Source organism: Micromonospora sp. CNZ297 (genome assembly GCF_007827625.1).
On sequence record NZ_VISU01000002.1, the window covers coordinates 183,776 to 202,012 of the forward strand.

The 18,237-nt window shown below is 71.1% G+C and carries 22 protein-coding genes and 1 pseudogene; all 23 read left to right on the forward strand.

All coding sequences use genetic code 11. The features are described 5' to 3' along the window. The first annotated feature begins 23 nt into the window (after positions 1-23). Positions 24-736 (forward strand): annotated as a pseudogene (locus tag FB454_RS35275) (DNA-methyltransferase). Then, positions 733-966 (forward strand): hypothetical protein, encoded by a 234-nt coding sequence (locus FB454_RS04260; protein WP_145822528.1) that lies wholly within the window; start codon positions 733-735, stop codon positions 964-966. Before FB454_RS35275 ends, FB454_RS04260 begins: the two are co-directional and overlap by 4 nt. Before the next feature lie 3 nt (positions 967-969). Beyond that, entirely contained in the window at positions 970-1,662 is a 693-nt protein-coding gene (locus FB454_RS04265) for a hypothetical protein (protein WP_145822529.1), read from the forward strand. Beyond that, complete coding sequence (locus FB454_RS04270; RefSeq protein WP_357087279.1) at positions 1,659-1,973, forward strand: hypothetical protein; 315 nt, start codon at positions 1,659-1,661, stop codon at positions 1,971-1,973. Before FB454_RS04265 ends, FB454_RS04270 begins: the two co-directional genes overlap by 4 nt. A 478-nt stretch (positions 1,974-2,451) precedes the next feature. Next, a complete protein-coding gene (locus tag FB454_RS04275) occupies positions 2,452-4,110 on the forward strand; it encodes a hypothetical protein (RefSeq protein WP_145822530.1) in 1,659 nt (552 codons plus the stop codon). 19 nt (positions 4,111-4,129) lie between these two features. Further along, positions 4,130-4,294, forward strand: a complete 165-nt coding sequence (locus FB454_RS34765; protein ID WP_186461526.1) for a hypothetical protein — start codon at positions 4,130-4,132, stop codon at positions 4,292-4,294. After that, positions 4,276-5,565, forward strand: a complete 1,290-nt coding sequence (locus FB454_RS04280) for a phage portal protein (RefSeq protein ID WP_145822531.1) — start codon at positions 4,276-4,278, stop codon at positions 5,563-5,565. Before FB454_RS34765 ends, FB454_RS04280 begins: the two co-directional genes overlap by 19 nt. Then, entirely contained in the window at positions 5,562-7,226 is a 1,665-nt protein-coding gene (locus tag FB454_RS04285; protein WP_145822532.1) for a head maturation protease, ClpP-related, read from the forward strand. The genes FB454_RS04280 and FB454_RS04285 overlap by 4 nt, the downstream gene beginning before the upstream one ends. 138 nt (positions 7,227-7,364) lie before the next feature. Further along, on the forward strand, positions 7,365-8,789 hold the full coding sequence (locus tag FB454_RS04290) for a phage major capsid protein (RefSeq protein ID WP_145822533.1): 1,425 nt from the start codon (positions 7,365-7,367) through the stop codon (positions 8,787-8,789). A 17-nt stretch (positions 8,790-8,806) separates the two neighbouring features. Beyond that, positions 8,807-9,043 (forward strand): hypothetical protein, encoded by a 237-nt coding sequence (locus FB454_RS04295; protein WP_145822534.1) that lies wholly within the window; start codon positions 8,807-8,809, stop codon positions 9,041-9,043. After that, the gene (locus FB454_RS04300) at positions 9,043-9,450 is read left to right on the forward strand and encodes a hypothetical protein (RefSeq protein WP_145822535.1); all 408 of its coding nucleotides are present in this window, start codon (positions 9,043-9,045) and stop codon (positions 9,448-9,450) included. The genes FB454_RS04295 and FB454_RS04300 overlap by 1 nt, the downstream gene beginning before the upstream one ends. A gap of 15 nt (positions 9,451-9,465) precedes the next feature. Next, the gene (locus FB454_RS04305) at positions 9,466-9,933 is read left to right on the forward strand and encodes a hypothetical protein (RefSeq protein ID WP_145822536.1); all 468 of its coding nucleotides are present in this window, start codon (positions 9,466-9,468) and stop codon (positions 9,931-9,933) included. Between the two features lie 3 nt (positions 9,934-9,936). Further along, complete coding sequence (locus tag FB454_RS04310; RefSeq protein ID WP_145822537.1) at positions 9,937-10,767, forward strand: hypothetical protein; 831 nt, start codon at positions 9,937-9,939, stop codon at positions 10,765-10,767. Next, the gene (locus FB454_RS04315) at positions 10,764-11,219 is read left to right on the forward strand and encodes a hypothetical protein (protein WP_145822538.1); all 456 of its coding nucleotides are present in this window, start codon (positions 10,764-10,766) and stop codon (positions 11,217-11,219) included. Before FB454_RS04310 ends, FB454_RS04315 begins: the two co-directional genes overlap by 4 nt. Beyond that, on the forward strand, positions 11,219-11,524 hold the full coding sequence (locus FB454_RS04320) for an HK97-gp10 family putative phage morphogenesis protein (RefSeq protein WP_145822539.1): 306 nt from the start codon (positions 11,219-11,221) through the stop codon (positions 11,522-11,524). Before FB454_RS04315 ends, FB454_RS04320 begins: the two co-directional genes overlap by 1 nt. 13 nt (positions 11,525-11,537) lie before the next feature. Then, positions 11,538-12,020, forward strand: coding sequence for a hypothetical protein (locus FB454_RS04325; RefSeq protein WP_145822540.1), 483 nt, complete (start codon positions 11,538-11,540; stop codon positions 12,018-12,020). Further along, on the forward strand, positions 12,020-12,616 hold the full coding sequence (locus tag FB454_RS04330; RefSeq protein ID WP_145822541.1) for a hypothetical protein: 597 nt from the start codon (positions 12,020-12,022) through the stop codon (positions 12,614-12,616). Before FB454_RS04325 ends, FB454_RS04330 begins: the two co-directional genes overlap by 1 nt. A gap of 22 nt (positions 12,617-12,638) precedes the next feature. Beyond that, complete coding sequence (locus FB454_RS04335; RefSeq protein WP_222433923.1) at positions 12,639-13,262, forward strand: hypothetical protein; 624 nt, start codon at positions 12,639-12,641, stop codon at positions 13,260-13,262. An 11-nt stretch (positions 13,263-13,273) separates the two neighbouring features. Beyond that, positions 13,274-13,513, forward strand: a complete 240-nt coding sequence (locus tag FB454_RS04340) for a hypothetical protein (protein WP_145822543.1) — start codon at positions 13,274-13,276, stop codon at positions 13,511-13,513. Positions 13,514-13,531: 18 nt separating this feature from the next. After that, positions 13,532-16,036: a hypothetical protein gene (locus tag FB454_RS04345; RefSeq protein ID WP_145822544.1), complete on the forward strand. Its 2,505-nt coding sequence runs from the start codon at positions 13,532-13,534 to the stop codon at positions 16,034-16,036. A gap of 13 nt (positions 16,037-16,049) precedes the next feature. Next, positions 16,050-16,433 (forward strand): hypothetical protein, encoded by a 384-nt coding sequence (locus tag FB454_RS04350; RefSeq protein WP_145822545.1) that lies wholly within the window; start codon positions 16,050-16,052, stop codon positions 16,431-16,433. After that, positions 16,430-17,572: a hypothetical protein gene (locus FB454_RS04355; protein ID WP_145822546.1), complete on the forward strand. Its 1,143-nt coding sequence runs from the start codon at positions 16,430-16,432 to the stop codon at positions 17,570-17,572. The genes FB454_RS04350 and FB454_RS04355 overlap by 4 nt, the downstream gene beginning before the upstream one ends. Further along, a complete protein-coding gene (locus tag FB454_RS04360) occupies positions 17,569-18,234 on the forward strand; it encodes a hypothetical protein (protein WP_145822547.1) in 666 nt (221 codons plus the stop codon). Before FB454_RS04355 ends, FB454_RS04360 begins: the two co-directional genes overlap by 4 nt. The last annotated feature ends 3 nt before the right edge of the window (positions 18,235-18,237 follow it).

The window sequence follows — 18,237 nt, forward strand, 5'->3', positions numbered from 1 at the left end:
TGGTCACCCTCTACCACGGCGACATGCGAGAGGTGCTTCCCGCCCTCGACATCCGACCTGACCTCTGCGTCGCCGACCCGCCCTACGCTGAGACCTCTCTTGCCTGGGACCGGTGGCCGGACGGCTGGCCCGCCGTCGTCGCCGACGTCACGTCGTCGCTGTGGTGCTTTGGGTCGATGCGCATGTTCCTCGATCACCGGGGCGAGTTCGGCGCCTGGAAGCTGTCCCAGGACGTGGTCTGGCGAAAGAACGCTGGAACCGGCCTTCACGTCGATCGCTTTCGGCGCATCCACGAACATGCCACGCACTGGTATCGCGGCCCATGGGGCGACGTGTACAAAGCCACCCCTCGTATCCGTAGCGAGAATCCCGTTCGAAGCGACGCCAGCCAGCGAGATGGGGCCCTCCGAGGCCAGCACATGGGATCCGTGCACAGAAAAACAACGTGGGTCGATACCGGCACCCGGCTGGCACCCAGCGTCATAGACGCCAAAAACTTGCGCGGCTTCGCCCTCCACCCCACGGAAAAGCCGCCCGGCATCCTCGCTCCGCTGATCGAGTACGCCTGCCCCGAGGGGGGGTGCTGCTCGACCCGTTCGCCGGCAGCGGCTCCACGGCCGAGACCGCCCGGCTGTCCGGCCGTCGCGCCGTCCTCATCGAGGCCAACGAACGGTACTGCGAGGTCATCGCCCGCCGACTCGCCCAAGACGTGCTCCCGATCGGAGGCACACCGTGACCTGTGACGTGTGCGGCCTGCCCGACCCCTACAACGGCCAAGGCGACGGCATCGGCTCCTGCGACTGCCCCCGCTGCGACCACGGCTGCGGCGTCGCCCGCAGCTCCTACCTGTGCCAGGGCACCGACGACGACCCCGACGCCGGCTGGCCCGACGACGACGAACCGTGGCCCGCCGACGTCGTCCCCCGCCCCGTCACCAGCGTGCAACCGTCCGGAAGGTACCTCTGAGCCGTGGACACACCACCGCCCGCGCCGCCGCCGGCCCCCGCCCACCAGCCGCTGCGCATCCTGTTCCGCCAGGGCTACCGCCTCGCCGCACCCGCCAGCCCCGCGCCCTGGCTGCGCCGCTGCCCAGGCTGCGGCCGGACCGGCACCCCGGTCGAGGGCCGCCGCCTGCCACCCGCCGTCCCTGTCCCCATCGAGGGCGCCGCCCCGCACTGGCCCGAACCCGAGCCGTGCAACGTCTGCCCCACCTGTTCGGCCGCCGCGCCCGGTCCGCACGTCGTCGCCCTGTACCTCGCCCTCACTGGCTGCGACGCCTACCGGCTGACGCTGCTGCACGGCGACCGCGTACACCAGTACGAGGTGTCCGGCCACCTGGCCCGCGACCCCAGCCGCGACCGGCGCGGCCTGGTCGACGCCTGGCGTTGCACCGAACGCCACCTGCTGCGCAGCCTCGCCCCCCGCTGCCAACATCCCGGCGGGTGCACCGATCCGGCCCGCGACCGCTACGAGCTGACCATGCCCGTCCCGTGGGCCGGCACCTGGCTGATGCCCGGCCACACCATCGCGCTGTGCGGACACCACGGCGCCGAGCTGTACCGGCACATCCTCACCGGCGCTGATCCCATCCTCGGGCCCTACGCCACCACACCCGTGCACCAGGCATGCCCACGTGAACCCCTGCCCTGGACGCGGGTATGACCAGCGGACGCAGCGGCACCGGCGCCCGCCCCTACCGGCGTAACCGCGCCGCCGTCCTCGCCAACTCCGACCTGTGCCACCTGTGCAACCACCACGGCGCCCGCACCGTCGACCACATCATCACCGCCCGAGACTGGCCACGCGGACCCGACGGCCGCCACCTCCCCGGCCTCGACGACCCCGACAACCTCGCCCCCGCCCACGGCACCCTCGGCAACCAGGCGCTGAACCCCTGCCCGCAGGGCTGCGGCCTGTGCAACCAACGTCGAGGCACCCAGCCCCTGCCCACCCTCACCCGCCGCCCCTGGTGACCCACCGTCACCCCCACACACCCACGGACGCATAACCATGCAGCACCAGCCCCGCCACCCTGACCAGCAGCAACACCCCCACCCCCGCGATCAAGGCCCTGACCTGCGGAAACGACGGGAGTTTTTCGTGAACAGACCAACGGAAACGCGCCGGCGCTTCCGTGTTTTCTCTCTCTCGCCGCAAATCCATGCACTGTCCCGGATGGACACCCGCCGGACGGTGACGCTCAGTGGCGGGGTGGGCGGATGACGGGCCGGAAGCGGCAGGCCGAGCCCAAGCCGGGGCCGGTCGAGGCGGCGGTGCGCGCCGACCTGGCCCGGCTCGGCAAGCTGGACCAGGGCGTGCGCGGCACGCTGGAGCAGATGGCGCTGAAGTTGGCACAGGCGTTCGACGCGTACACGGGGGCGGACCCGACGAAGCTGGCCCGCCTGAACCAGGAACTACGGCAGACCCTCGCGGCGATGGTGGGAGACGGCAATGACGGCGACCCTGACGGAGCTGACCTGCCCGCCCCTGTATGGGACTCCGCGCAGCCCGGACCGGCCGACGTTGGGCGGGCAGCTGGCGGCCGTGGCGGACCGGCTGGGAAAGCCGCTGATGCCGCACCAGCGGCACATCGCCGACGTGGCGCTGGAGCTGGACCCGGAAACCGGGCTACTGGCGTACAGCGAAGTCGTCGTGATCGGCCCGCGGCAGGCCACCGGGAAGACGGAACTGCTGCTGCCGGTGATGACGCACCGGTGCGTCGGGTTCGGCGATCCGCTGACGCGGTGGATTCGCCAGCACCTCGGGCACGTCGTTCCCGAGCCCGGCCCGCAGACGGTGGTGTACACGGCGCAGACGGCGGATGACGCCCGCAAGAAGTGGCGGGACGTGCACGTGGCGCGGCTGGAGAAGTCGGTGTACCGCCGCCAGTTCACGCCGCGGCTGCGGCTGAACGCGGAGGCGATGATCTGGCGTAACGGGTCGCGGTGGTCGCCGGCGTCGACGACCGGCAAGACCGCCGGTACGGGTGATTCGATCGACGTGCCGGTGATCGACGAGGCGTGGTCGCGGCCGGACTCGCGTACCGAGCTGGGCATGCGGCCGGCGTCGATGACCCGGCCGTGGCGGCAGATGTGGGTGATGTCGATGATCCCGGGCCTGTCGCGGGCGATGCCGGGCACCTGGCCGTACCTGGCGCACAAGCGGCAGGTGGGCCGGGCGCGGGTCGCCGCCGGCATGACCAGCGGCACGGCGTTCTTCGACTTCTCGGCCGCGCCGGGCCTGGACCCGGGCGACCCGCAGACGTGGTGGTCGTGCATGCCCGGCCTGGGCCACACCGTGCCCGAGAAGGCGATCCGCGAGGACTACGAGGCGATGGACCTGGTGGACTTCTGCGCCGAGTACCTGGGATGGGAGCCGATGGTGACGACCCCGAAGTGGCGGCTGATCCGCCAGGAGACGTGGGAGAACCTGCACGACCCGGCGTCGGCGGTGCACGGCCGGCCCGCCCTGGCCGTGGAGATGGCCCGGGACCGGTCCCGCGGGGTGATCGGCGTGGCGGGCCGCCGCGCCGACCGGCACTGGCATGCGGCCGTCGCCGAGCCCGGCTACCAGGTGCCCGCCGGGGTGACCGGCGTGGAGTGGATGATGCCGCGGCTGCTGGAGCTGATCGACGAAGCCGACGCGGTCGCGGTGGTCATCGACCCGCGGCGGCCGGCCAACTCGCTGATCGCGCCGCTACGCAACCGCGGGGTGACGGTGCTGACCCCGAACCAGCAGGAAGTCGCCGCGGCGTGCGGCCGGTTCTACGACGCGACCGGCGAGGACGCTGATGCGACGGATGACGCACCTGCCGACCCCACCCGGCTGTTCCACCTCGGGCAGGCGTCGGTGGCGCGGGCGTTGGGCGCCGCGGTGAAACTCGACGTCGGGGAGGGCGCGTTCACGATCGTCAAGCGCGGCTCGGGCGACGAGCTGATCGACCTGTACGCGCTGATCCTGGCGATGCACGGCCACGAGGTGATGGACCCCGGCGACTACGACATCGCCGACTCCGTCGACCAGACGGTGCCGTGCCTGGTGTGCGGCCGGCAGCTGTACTGCAACAATGGCCAGTGGGTGCACTGCGACGACGACAGCGGGCAGTGCTGAACAGGAAGACCGTGAAGGTGTGCGCGACGCAGTGACGGCGGCCCTGGACGTGGCCGGCCTGCTGGCCCTGGCCGCCGGGTCGTTCTACGCCGCCCGGCCGCATGTCGGACTGGTGGCCTTCGGTGTGGCCGGGGTGGTGATCCTCGCAGGCTCGGCGTTCTTCCAGTGGCAGGCCCGCCGCTGATGGGCCTGCTGTTCCCCGCCCGCAAGCGGGCCGCCGCGGTCACCGGGCCGGTCATCCCGCCGCGCGGCGGCGGACCCGGCGTCGACCCCGCCAGCATCAACGACGACAAGGCGCTGCGGCACTCGGCGGTGTGGGCGTGCCGCCGGCTACGCGCCAACCTCATCTCGACGCTGCCGGTGGACGTGTTCCGCCGCGTCGACGGCTACCAGGTGGAGCTACCGAAACCGCCGGTGCTGGTCGAGCCGGGCGGCAAGCGGTGGCGGTGGATCCCGTGGGTGCACGCCTCACAGTGGGAACTGGACGGGTCCGGTAACGCCATCGGGCTGATCACCGAGGTCAACGCGCTGGGCCTGCCCTCGCGCATCGACCTGTACCCGTCGTCGGCGTGTTCGGTGCGCAAGCCGAAGGGCTCCACCGAGTACAAGTACCGCATCGACGGCAAGGAGTACGACGCCGACAAGGTGTGGCACGAGGTGCAGTACCCGGTGCCCGGCCTGCCGGTCGGGCTGTCGCCGATCGCGTACGCCGCCTGGTCGATCAGCGAGGGCCTGTCGATGCAGCAGTTCGCGCTGGACTGGTTCGGCGGCGCCGGGGTGCCGAAGGCGCGGCTGAAGCACACCCAACGCAAGATCGACCCCAAAGAGGCCGGGATCATGAAGGACCGGCACAACGCGGCGATCCGCAACGGCGACCTGTTCGTCCACGGCGTCGATTGGGAGTACGACTTCATGCAGGCCGAGGCGGCCGGCAACGAGTTCATCGACGGCCGCCGCATCAACGTGCCGGACATCGCCCGCTACTTCGACTGCCCGGTGGACCTGATCGAGGCGGCCGTGTCCGCGCCCGGGTCGCTGCGCTACGAGACGACCGTGACCCGGAACCTCCAGTTCCTGATCATGGCGTTGGGTCCGGCGATCATCAGGCGGGAAGACGCCTGGTCGGCCGGGCTGCTGCCCCGCCCCCGCTACGTGAAGCTCAACACCGACGCGCTGCTGCGCATGGACCCGCAGACCCAGGCGAAGGTCATCGACATGCGGATCAGGAACCGCACCCTGACCGTGACCCGGGCGCGGGAGCTGTACAACGAGAAGCCGCTGACCCCGGGCGAGATCGCCGAGTTCGAGACCCTGTTCGGTCCGCCGCGCAGCCAGCCCGCCATGCCGCCGCCGCAGACGCCGGCGCGCGGCGCCGAACCGGTCAACCCGCTGTCCGCGGTGCCGTACGACAACTCGGCGGCGTGGGCCGCCACCTACGGGGAGGGCCCGCTGTGACCAGCAGCATTCACACCCGCCGCCTGGCGACGATGGTCGCGCGGACCACCGCCCGGTTCCTGGAGCTGGCCGCGCAGCAGAACCTGACCGTCGCGGACCTGCCGCAGGCGCGTCTGCCGTGGTTCGAAGTCCGCAACGGCGACGGCAGCGGCCGGCCGGGCCAGCCGCCCACCGTGCTGATCTTCGACGAGATCGGCGGCAGCCTCGGCGTGAAGGCCAAGGAGTTCGTGCAGACGATCGAGGCGATCGAGGCCCCGACGATCCGGGTGCGGATCAACTCCCCCGGCGGCAGCGTGTTCGACGCGCTGGCGATCCATTCGGCGCTGCTGCACCACCAGGCGCGTATCGAGGTGTACGTGGACGGCCTGGCCGCGTCGGCGGCGTCGGTCATCGCGATGGCCGGCGACGACCTGATCATGATGCCCGGCTCGCAGCTGATGATCCACGACGCGTCGGCGGTGGAGCAGGGCAACGCCGAGGACCACCGGCAGATGTCGGTGTTCCTCGACCGGCAGTCCGACAACCTCGCCGAGCTGTACGCCCGCCGCGGCGGGGGCGAGCCGGGTGAGTGGCGGGACCTGATGCGCGCCGAGACGTGGATGTTCGCCCGGGAAGCGGTGGAGGCCGGTCTCGCCGACCGGGTGGAGACGGTCGAGATCGACGAGACCGAGGAACCCGAGCTGCGGCGGCGGATGCGCCGCAGCTTCGACCTCGGCGGCTACCGGTACGCCGGCCGGGACGCCGCGCCCGCCCCGGCCCGCCGGCACGCCGCCCCGGCGCCTGCCCCGGTCCGCGAGGCCCGCGCGCCCGCCCGGACCAGCCCGCGCCCGCCGTCGGCCGACCAGTACCGGGACGCGGCCGGCCGCCGCGCCGCCGCCGGCCGGGACCGCGGCCAGCCGCCGGTCGGGCAGGCCCGGTCGGTGTCGACCGCGTGGATGAACCGCTCCGTGGCGGGCGCCCGCGAGCTGGCGCCGCTGCCGCCGCGGCTGTCCGCGCAGCGGGTCGAACGCGACGGCAAGATGTTCTACCGGGTCGGCGGCCACTACACGGTCCACGAGCGCGGCTACGAGATGTGGGACGAGAACGGCCCGTACGTGGAGATCGTGTCCGCGGGCGCCGGCGATAAGACGATCGCCGCCCGCCCCGATGTGATCTTCCTGGTCAACCACCGCGGGCTGGCGATGGCCCGCACGGCGGCCGGGACGCTGGAGCTGTGGTCCGACCGGACCGGCGACGGCAACACGGCGTGGCTGAACCCGCAGCGTCAGGACGTCATGGACCTGGTCCACGGCATCGAGGACGGCACGATCACCGAGCAGTCGTTCGCGTTCATGATCGAGGCCGGGCACTGGAACGCCGACTTCACCGAGTACCGCATCGACGTGTACGACCTGGACCGCGGCGACACCAGCGCCGTAAACTACGGCGCTAACCCGAACACCTTCATCGCAGCCCGCTCCGCCCGGGAGATTCTGGACGAGCTGGACCGGCTACCGGCCGGGGCCGCCCGCGCCGCGATGGACCGACTGACGCACCGGGTCGACCTGGCGCAGAGGCGAGATCAGCCCGCCGCCCCCGCCGCCCCGGACCTGCCGCAGCATGGTGGCCGCACCGTCACCCAGCTGGACGCCTGGCTGTCCACGATCGGCGCCGACCTGTAGCAGCACCGCCCGCACCACAACTACATCCCACCCTCCGCAACGCAGATGACCGCGCGGGAACGCTGACGCGCGAGCCGGAGATTCGAGCCGCCACGGCGCATGGGGATCCCTGATCCTTCTGCCCGAGAGGCCCGGTCCATGACGACCACCTTCGACGATCTGATCATCTCCGCGGAGGCGGAGCAGTCCCAGGCGATCCGCCGCCGTGAGAAGGCCCTGGCGACGGTCAAGTACATCCACGGCAAGGCCAAGCAGGAGGCCCGCGCCCGTCTCACCGACGACGAGGACGCCGAGGTCGCCGCGGCGATGGAAACCCACGCGCTGGCCGAGAAGGACGTGGCAGGCGCGCAGCACAAGATCGCGCAGCTGAAGGCGGCGAAGGCCGCCGAGGAACGCCACGACCAGGCGATGCAGGAGCGCCGGGAGGACCCGGCGACGGTGCCCGCCCGCAAGGCCGCCTACGACCAGGTGGCCCGGGTCGGCCGTGAGGAACGCACCTACCACCGGGGCAACTGCCGCAAGGGCGCCGAGTTCCTGCGCGACGTGGTGGCGGCGCAGATCAACCGCGACATGGACGCGGAGCTGCGGCTGTCGCGGCACATGCAGGAGGAAAAGGTCGAGCGCGGCCAGTACCTGGAGCGCGCCGTCGGCACCGGCGGCTTCGCCGGCCTGGTCGTGCCGCAGTACCTGACCGAGATGTACGCCCCGGCCGTGGCCGCCCGCCGACCGTTCGCCGACGCGATGACGAAGCTGCCGCTGCCGCCCAAGGGCATGACCGTCAACATCTCCCGGATCACCACCCCGACCGGCGTCGGCAACCAGGCGACCGAGAACACGCCCGTGACGAACACCCCGGAGATCGACGACACGCTGCTGACCATCCCCGTGCAGACCGCGGCCGGTTCGCAGACCCTGTCCCGGCAGGCCGTCGACCGGGGCCTGGGTGTCGAGGACGTGACGATGTCGGACATGCAGCGCCGGTACGCCACCAACCTCGACTCGACCATCATCAACCAGGCGGCGACCGGCCTGTCCGCGATCTCCCAGACGATCGTCACCGACGACGCCGCGCCGAGCGGCGAGAAGCTGTACCCGAAGATCCTCCAGGGTGCGTCGCAGTCGGAGGCCGCGCTGCTGGGGCAGGCCAACCCCGACCTGGTGGTCATGCACTCCCGCCGCTGGTACTGGTTCCAGAGCCAGATGGTGGCGAAGTGGCCGCTGATCGGCCAGCCGGGCATCCCGGCGCAGAACGGCGGCGTGAACTACGCCGAGCGGTACGGGTCCGGCTTCCGCGGTCTGCTGCCCAACGGCATGGCGGTGGTGACCGACAACAACATCTCGACCGCAGTCGGCGGCACCCAGGACGAACTGTTCGTGGCACCGTCGGAGGAGTCCTACCTGTGGGAGGACCCCGACGCGCCGCAGTTCATCCGCGCCGACCAGGCCAAGCAGCTGTCCATCGACCTGGTGCTGTACGGCTACTACGCCTACACCATGGCGCGGTACGCCAGCTCGCACCAGAAGCTGTCCGGCACCGCGCTGGTCCAGCCGGTGTTTGCCTGATTCGCCGGGGTGACGCGATGACGATTCTCAACGGCTACCAGGAACAGACGCTGACCGCCTACAACACGGACGGCACCGTGTTCGCCCGGCACACGCGGGCGGTGATGTACCTCGGACAGGGGGGCCTCACCGAGGACGAACAACGCGCCGGCGTGGAGAAGGTCGCCGCCTTCGCTGAGGCGCACAGCCTCACCATCTCGATCGTCGACGATCCGCAGCCCTCTCTGGCCACGGATTACTGGCTGGAGAGCTGATGGCGACGCTGCCGGCCAACGCTTCGGGGCGCACCCCCGAGGTGGTGTCGTTGTCGGCCGCGCAGGCCGGCAACGGCCCGTCGACGAACGTCGCGGACCGCGGGCCGTCCCACAAGGGCGCCGTCGTGCGGATCACCACCGCGGTGGGCGGCACCCCGACGTGCACCTACCAGATCGAGGTGTCGGCCGACGGGGTGACGTGGGCGCCGGCGACGTGGGCGGACCTGGCCACCCCGGCCGTCAACTCGACCGGCACGTTCGTGATCACCACGGCCACGACCGTGCAGAAGATCGTCAAGCAGCCGACGCCGTGGCGGTACGTGCGGGTGACCTACTCGGCCAACACGAACGTCACCAACACCACGGATCTGCTCTACGACGACACCCAGACCCCGCCGTGGTCCTGATCGAGGGAGCAGCACATGACGCAGGACAACGACACCGCCCGCGGGGCGCACGCCGACAACACGCCGTCGTGGGCCACCGGACCGACCGACGTGCCGGCGGCCGGCGGTGACCCGGACTCGCGGCTGCGGGACCTGAAGGCGCAGCTGGCCCGCGCCGAATCGACCGGTGACACCGCCGCCGCCACGACCGCGCGCAAGGAGATCGAGAAGGTGCAGAAGCAGGCGCCGCGGCAGACCGCCGCGCAGGCCCGCCGCGAGGCGGCGCAGGGCGACCCGAACGCCCGCACGCAGGCACCGCAGGGCCGCACCCCCGCCCCGGCGAAGCCGCCGACCGGCGGGACCGGCGCGGCCGGGAAGGCCACCACGTCCGGCACGTCCGGCACGTCCGGCAGCTCGGGCACCGGCAGCGGCGCGGGCAGCGCGGGCGCGGCGGGCGCGAAGCCCGCCGCCGGCGGCGACAAGCCCGCGGGCAAGGACAAGTAGCCGGTGGGGCTGATCCGGGTGCAACGCGACGTGCCAGCGCAGCTGACGCGCACCTTCTACGTGGGCGAGACACCCACCGACGTCACCGGCGACGTCACGGTCACCGTGACGCGGCTGGACGGCACGGCGGTCGTGTCCGGCGTCGCCGCGCACCCGGGCCCCGCCGGCCAGTACACGTTCGCGGTGCCGGCGCAGGCCCGGCTGGACGCCCTGGTCGTCGACTGGTCGGGCAGCCTCGGCCGGTACCGGGACCTGCTGGAGATCGTCGGCGGGCACTACTTCGACCTCGCCGAGGCCCGCACGGAGCACGGCCTGACGCTGGCGCAGCACCCCACCGAGAAGCTGATCCGCAAACGGCTGGAGGTCGAGGTCGAATGCGAGCGGATCTGCGGTCAGGCGTTCGTGCCCCGCTTCGAGCGGACCGTAGTGCGCGGTGACGGCCGCGCCGCGCTGCTGCTGCCCCGCGTGCAGGTGCGGGAGCTGCGCGCCGTCACCGTGGCCGGCACGGCGTGGAGCCCCGCCGACGTCGCCGCGGTACAGGTCGACCCGTCGGGGGTGCTGCACCACCGGGTCGGCTGGCCGGTGGGGCCGGTGGTCGTCGAGTACGAGCACGGCATGGACATGCCGCCGGAAGACCTGCGCACCGCGGCGATGCTGCGGCTGCGGTCCCGGGTGCACATCACGACCTCGGGTGTACCGGACCGGGCGATCAGCTGGTCGGCGGCGGACGGCGGCACCTACCGGATCGCGCTGCCGACCGGGGAGAAGACCGGCATCCCTGAGGTCGACGCCGCGTACGAGGGCAACACCGTCGACATGGGAGGGTTCGCGTGACTGGCACGAACGTGTACGCCGCGAAGAAGGCCCTGTTCGACGGGCTGACGTTCCTCGCCACCGAGGGGCAGCCCCTGGCGGGCATCCAGGTCGCGTACGCGTTCCCCGGCAACGTCGAGCTGGAGTGCATCTACGGCGGCGGGGTGCGGTTCACCCAAGAGGATCTCACCGCCGAACACTGGGTGGCCACCGAAGAGACCGCGCTCGTGTCGGTGTACTTCCGGGTGCACCGAAAGGAGCCTCGTGCAGTCGCCCTGACGGATGCCCGCGCGGCCGAGATGCTGGGCCAGACGGTGGCCGTCCTGCGCACCTACCCGAGTCTCGGCGGCGGGTTGACCGTCACCGGCGTCACGCAAGGGCAGGGCGACTACGACCAGCCGCAGGACGAGTCGCTGAGCATCCTGTCCGTGCAGGTGCAGGTGCGGTCGCAGCTGACGTACGGGGGCGTGTGATGTCCGACGTGCGGGTGGTCGTCGACGAACGGGCGGCGAAGGAGTACGCCCGCAGCGGCGACGTGCTCAATCTGCTCATGGATGTCGGGCAGCCGGTCGAGCGGTACGCGCAGATTGGCGCGCCGAAGGCCACCGGTGAGGGCGCCGCGTCGATCCGCCGGGAACCGGTGATGGACCTCGCCACCTGGACGGTGCGGATCTCGTGGGACCGCCCGCACTACTACCTCTACTTCCATGATCGCGGCACGGTCCACCTGCCGGAGCGGCCGTTCATGGAACCCGCCCTCGAAGCAGCGATCGCATGATCGGAGACGTCAGATGACCTTCCCCGGAATCGAGCACGATCCGACCGCCCCGCAGGTCAATCCGGACCTGCTGGCGGTGGAGGAACTACGCAAGGCCCGCGAGGCCGAGTACAGCGTGTGGGTTGCCGTGCAGAACATCCCCTGGGGCACGGTGCTCGCCGCGACGCCCGGCATGGCCGTGCCGGCGTCGACGGTGGAGCGGCTGAAGTGGGACCAGTCCGGCTACGTCGTCAAGCGGACGTCGAAGGCCGGCCGGGAGGTGCTGGAGCGCACCGGCGCCGCGACCACCGAGGAACGCGAGCGGTGGGCCGCCGAGGACAAGGCCGCCGCCGAGAACACGACCGCCACGGCGGCGTCGACCACGCGGACGCGGTCACCGCGCCGCCGGAGTACCGCATCCACGGCCGGGGATGCTTCCACCGCGTCGACGGCCCCGGACCAGACGACCACCACCGCGCCGGACACCGCCGCGGACACCGAGGGAGGCGATAGCTGATGCCGCTGTCTCAGGCCACACCGCTGTTGCTGCGCGAGCCAGGGTTCTTGTTCAGTGCTCTGCTGGCGTCGGCGGAGCCGCTGCACGCCGCCGCCGGGTCGAGCTACGACGCCGACCCGTGGCCGGTGGCGTGGATCCCGTGGGGTCCGACGCTGGAAGGGTCGGTGTTCGGTCACGCGACGAACGTCGAGCCAGTTCGGGTCGCCGAGCTGTTCGAGGCGGTCGCGTACAGCGTCACGGAGGTGACCACCACCCTCGCGTTCGCGGTCACCAACTTCACACTGCACAACATGGCGCGGGCAATGAACGCCCCGTCGTCGGCGGTGACCACCGTGTCCGGCACCGGCGCGACCCTGTCCAGCAAGCTGGAGCCACCGGACCCGGAGACCATCGTTCGCCGCATGATCGGTTGGGAGTCGCTGGACCACACGCTGCGGCTGGTCGGCCGGCAGTGCCTCAACGGCGGCGAGATCCAGTCCAACTTCGCCCGCGGCGCAACGCCGGCCGGCATCGCCACCGTGTGGAACTTCGAGAGGCCCGCCAGCGGCAAGGCGTTCGCGTTCTACGGCGCCGGCACCGGCCGGCTGGGGGCATGACGTGGCGCGCAGCATCGGCACCTTGGGCCGCCCCCGGGAGCGTCTGGATCTGGAGTTCCGCTACTTCGACACGGTGATCCGGGTGCACCCGGCGGCGACCGACGCCGTGGAGCTCGAATTCCTGGAGGCCGCGCGCGGCGTCGACATGTCCGCGCTGGAAGGCATCGACACGTCGCAGGTCGACGCGCTCAACCCGGAGCAGATGGCGAAGGTCGCCAGCGCGATGGGCCGCGCCGTCTACGCGAGCTACCGGGCGCTGCTGGAGTCGCTGCACCAGCTGATCCACCCGGACGACTGGGAGACGTACTGGCGGGTCGGCATGGAGAACGGGCAGACCGTCACCGACCGCATGCGCGACATGAAGGCGCTCACGCGGGCGGTGACGGAGGCGACCACGGATTTTCCTACTGGGCCGCGGTCCGCCTCGCCGCCTGGGCGCGCGACAACGCCGCCCGGATCCGGGGACGGCTCGCCCTCACCGGCGCCGGCTTCGGACCTGGAGAAAGCGCTGGTGCTGGAGAGGGGACGCCCGGACATCCAGGAGTTCTACCTGATGCAGGCCGAAGCGGAGGAGAGGCAACGGCGCGAGGCCGTGCAGCGGGAGAGGCGGGACCGGGACAAGTTGGCGGCGGCCGGATTGGCCTGAGTCTCGGTGACGTGCTGGCCGTGGCGTACGTGCTGCGGCTGGATGACCTGGCCCGCGACGTGCACGCCCACACCGTGGGTGCGGCCGTCGCGCAGGCCCTCGGTGGCCGGCAGGTCGGCGGTGACCGCGCCGACTGGGAGACGGCGAAGGCGCTGTTCGACGCCGAGTTGGCGGCGGATCCCGGCGGCCAGGGCGATCCGGACGACGACAGTCCGCGTGCCATCAAGCTGCGTGCTCTCGGCGTGGCGTAGCAGAAGGGGAGGTGCGCGGTGGCCAAGTCCAAGAAGCTCGCTGACGCGTACCTGGAGCTGCGCGCCGAGGACAGCAAACTGACCGGCGACGTCAAGGTCAAGGCGACGAAGGCGGCGAAGGCGTTCGGGGCGCAGCTCAACAACGCGCTGAAGGCGCTCAGCCTGGATCCGATCGACGTCAAGGCGGACCCGAAGACCGCGCTGGCCGCGATCGAGACGACCCGGCAGCGGCTGCGGGACATGTCCCGCGACGCCGAGAGCGTGGAGGTGCGGGTCCGCACGGAGCGGGCGCTGACGCAGCTTGACCGGTTCGCCAAGCAGCTCGGGGCGGTCGATGACACACCGGTGGAACCGAAGGTCGAGCTGAGTCCGGCGCAGCGGCAGATCGACCAGTTGCAGCGCCGGTTGACCGCGCTCGGGGTGGATCCGCCGGTCACGATCGACGCGGACCCGGATGCGGCGCTGGCGGCGATACGTCGTGTCGATGACCGGTTGGAGGAGGTGTCCCGCACCGCATCTAACGTGCAGGTGCGGATGGATGTGGAGTCGGCCCGAGGTGACCTCGACCGGCTGCGGCAGCGCGTCACCGCCCTGGGGGATGAGAGCGCCGACGGATTCTCCGCACGGTTCGCCAGCCGATTGGGGCCGCTGATCGCGTCGATGCCCCTGTCCGGGCCGATGGTCGCCGCCGTCGCGGCCGGCGCGGCTATCGCCGCTCCCACGTTGGCGGGTGTGATCGGCGCCGCGATGATCGGCGGTGGGGCAGGGCTCGGCATCGTCGGCGGCACCGCGGTGGCCGTCCGGGACCAGCGGGTGAAGACCGCGGGGGCGGAACTCGGCCAATTCATCCTCGGTGACCTGGAGCAGCGGGCGGCGGACTTCGTGCCGGTCGTGCTGGACGGCATCGACGACATCCGCGCCGGGTGGATCAGCCTCGGCCCCGACATCTCCCGGATCTTCGCGAGCAGCCGACTGGTAGATCCGCTGGTGGCCGGCGCGGTGTCCGGGGCCCGCCGGGTGATCGGCGGCATCGCGGACGCCGTCGAAGAAGCCGATCCGGTGGTCGACGCGTTCGGCGCGAGCCTTGACCGGCTGGGTGACAGCATCGGTGATCAGTTCACCTTACTGGCGGGTGACGCTGACCAGGCGGCGTCGGCGGTGGAGGACCTCACCACCCTGCTCGACAACCTGATCCGGGTAGCCGGTGGTCTCGTGCACGTCGGGCTCGTGATCAAGGGATGGACCGACCAGCTCGACGTGGCAATCGACAAGGGCCGCTACTGGATCGAGGACAACAGCTACCTGGCCAAGTCGCTGCGGGATGTGGGCATCGAGCTGGACCTGACCGCCGACGGTTTCAAGAAGGGCACGGCCGAGGCCGAGGCGATGCGCCGGGCCAGCATCGGCACCGCTGACGCCGCTGACTTCGCCACGCTGAAGGCCGCCGGGATGACGGACGCGCAGATCGCCGCCGCCGACGCCTCCGGCGCCTACCGGATCCAGTTGGACGCCGCCCGCGCGGCGACGGAGCGAGCCGCAGGCCAGTACGCGAGCACCAGCCAGTCCGTCGAAGAGTTCACCCGCCGGCTCGACGAGATGAACCGGACCCTCGGCGCCACCTACAGCGGGAATCTGTCCGTCGAGGAATCGAACATCCGGTTGGAGGAGTCGATTGACCGGGCGACCGAGGCGGCGAAGAAGAACGGCGACGGCATCAACGCCAACATCCCCAAACAGAGGGCGAATAGGGAGGCGCTGGTCGGTATCGCGAACGCCGCATTGGCTGCCGCCGAGGACATCTTCGCGCAGACGAAGTCGCAGGAGCTGGCGTCGGCCGCGACGGAGCGGGGCCGGGCGGCGTTCCTGAAGACCGCCGCGCAGATGGGCGTCAACGCCGCCGAGGCCCGGAACCTCGCGAACCAGTTGTTCGGCATCCCGCGTGACGTGAGCACCAAGGCCGACTTCCAACCTGATAATGCGGGTGTCGCGGCGTGGAAGAAGACGCTCAGCGGTATCCCGAGAAACGTCTTCATAAAGGCGGAATTCGATCTGATCAACAACTCTGACGTCGCCTTGGCGCTGCGTCTCGGCCGGTTGGAGGACGGCGGCCCGGTCGAGGGCGACGGGCCGAAGGGCAAGGACTCCACGCTGATCTACGCCGCACCGGGTGAGCACATGCTGACCGCTGCCGAGGTGGACCGGATGGGTGGGCACGGCGCCGTGTACGCGTTCCGCCGGCAGCTCATGGCGTTCGGGCGTGGGGCGACCTCCGGGAGTGTTCCGCGGTACGCCGAGGGCGGGCCGATCGGCGCGTCGCGGGCCGAGCGGGCGGTGATGTCGGGGTGGTCGCCTCCGGTGTTCGAGCAACGGCCGGCCCCGGTCGCCGCGGTGACGTCGAATGCCGGCGTCGAGGCGCTGTTGCGTCGGCTGATCGCGGCGGTGGAGCGGATCGCGCCCGGTGTCGGCCGGGCGTTGACGGGGGCGGTCGAGGACGCGTGGGTCGTCGAGGCGCGGTTGCGGTGAGGGGGTTCCCGAGATGGCGACGCTGATCCTGCCGTACGTGTTCATCAACAACATGGCGTCCGGGGAGCTCGTGTCCGCGCGGGCCGAACCTGACCGGCGGGGAGTGGTGGGCAGGGACGGTGAGGTTCGCACCTACGGCGAGGGTCGGCGGCGGGCCGTCAGCCAGGTCGGCCGGATCGAGAACCTGACGGTACGCCTGGTGCAGGTGCCCGGGTCGTCGAAGGCGCTGCTGGAGGAATGGGAAGGCGAGCACGTCATGTACCGCGACGACCGGGGCCGCCGGATCGTCGGCGTGTACTGGCAGCTGGACGACCGCGAGTACATCGCCGACAAGCAGCGCTACAACGTGGGCTTCGTCCTGCAGGGCGTTACGTGGTCGGAGGCGGTGCCGGCATGATGCAGCCGCTGACCGCCGCACCGCGTGACCACCTGACCGAGGCGCAGGTGCGGTGGCTGATCCAGGAGGTGCCGGCGATCGGCACCCGGCATGGCTGCGAGCTGCTGGATCAGAACCTGGAGGTGATCGAAGACATCTCCGCCGACTTCGGTGGCGGGTCTGTCTCGCGCCGGTCGTACAACACGGTGCACGGATCCGCCAACCTGATCGTGTCGCGGGACTTGGACTGGGGGACGGCGATCGTCCGCCCCTACCTGACGCTGACCGACGGGGTGATCGAGGCGCGGTTCAACCTCGGCGCATACCTCACGTCCCGGCCGAGGCGGACCACCGGGCGGAGCTTGCCGGCGCACGCCGTCGTCGGCTACGACGTCCTCGACCGCCTGAACGACAAGACGGGCACGTCGTATGCGGTGGAGGCCGGCACCGAGGTCCTGACGGCGGTCGAGACGATCCTGGTCGACCGCGGCTACACCCGCTACATCCTCGACCCGGCCGCCGCCGGGAAGACCCTGCCCAGCGCCTACGTCAGCCCGATGGACGACGACAAGACGTGGCTGGGCATCGTCAACGACCTGCTGGCGATCATCGGCTACCAGGGCATGTGGAGCGACTGGAACGGCTACCTGCGCGGTGAGCCGTACGCGCGTCCGGTGGACCGGCCGGTGGAGTGGGTGTACGACCTGGCACCGGAGACGTCGATCATCTCGCCGGAACGCACCTACACGCAGGACCTGTACGCCGCCCCCAACCGGTGGGTCGCGATCCGCTCCAACGACGTCGACGGGGCGACGCCGGTGGAGGGCAACGGGATCTTCACGTGGGAGAACTTGGCGTCGGGGCCGACCAGTATCGAGGCGCGGGGTGGCCGCACCATCACCAAGACGCTGCGGATCTCCGCCGCCGACCAGGCGGCGTTGGAGACGCAGGCGTGGCTGGCGATCGACGCGGACATGCGGATCCCGCAGACCATCACCCACACCACCGGGCCGAATCCGCTGCACTGGCATTTCGACAAGGTCGCCCTCGACGATCCGGCCGCCGGTGGGCTCGGGCGGTGGGCGGACGCGCTCGCGACGGATTGGACGCTGCCGTTGGACGGCGGCGACATGAGCCACGAGTGGCAGGTGCTGGCATGAACACGATCAGCGCGTACCTGGTGAATCTGGTCGACGAGCGGATCGGCCGCCACCAGAGCAAGGAGTCCGCCACCGGCACGGTGGTGTCGACGTCCGGCGCGTACGTGTACGTGGTGATGGACGGTGACGCGCAGCCGCTGCCGTGCAAGTTCGTGGCCGGGTTGACGCTGTACCCGGACGTGCGGGTGGTGCTGCACAAGTACGGCGACGACTGGACGGTCACCGGCAGCTTCGGCAAGGGGTACTGGCCGCGCTACTCCTACGACCAGACGGTGCTGAACAACGCCACCGCCACGCCGTCGCTGGGCAGCCCGGAGGTCGGCGTGACGTTCCTGGCGCCGCCCTCGGGCAAGGTGCTGGTCTCGGTGGGCGGGTACGTCGCACAGTCGGTCAACGACAACTCGGCGCACCTGTCGTTCGCGATGCGCACCGGCTCGGACTGGTCGGACGGCCAGCAGGTGATCGGCTTCGAGTACAGGCGGGGGATCATGGCCGGCCAGCCCGTCAACGTCGGCGCCGCGCCCGAGGACGGATCGGTCAACACCTCGCCGGTGGAGAACCTGGTGCCCGGCGGGGAGTACATCGTCCGCGCCGGGTTCTGGTCGGCTCCCGGCGGCACGTGCACGGTTCACGCCCGCTTCGTCATGGTCAACCAGGTCTGAGAG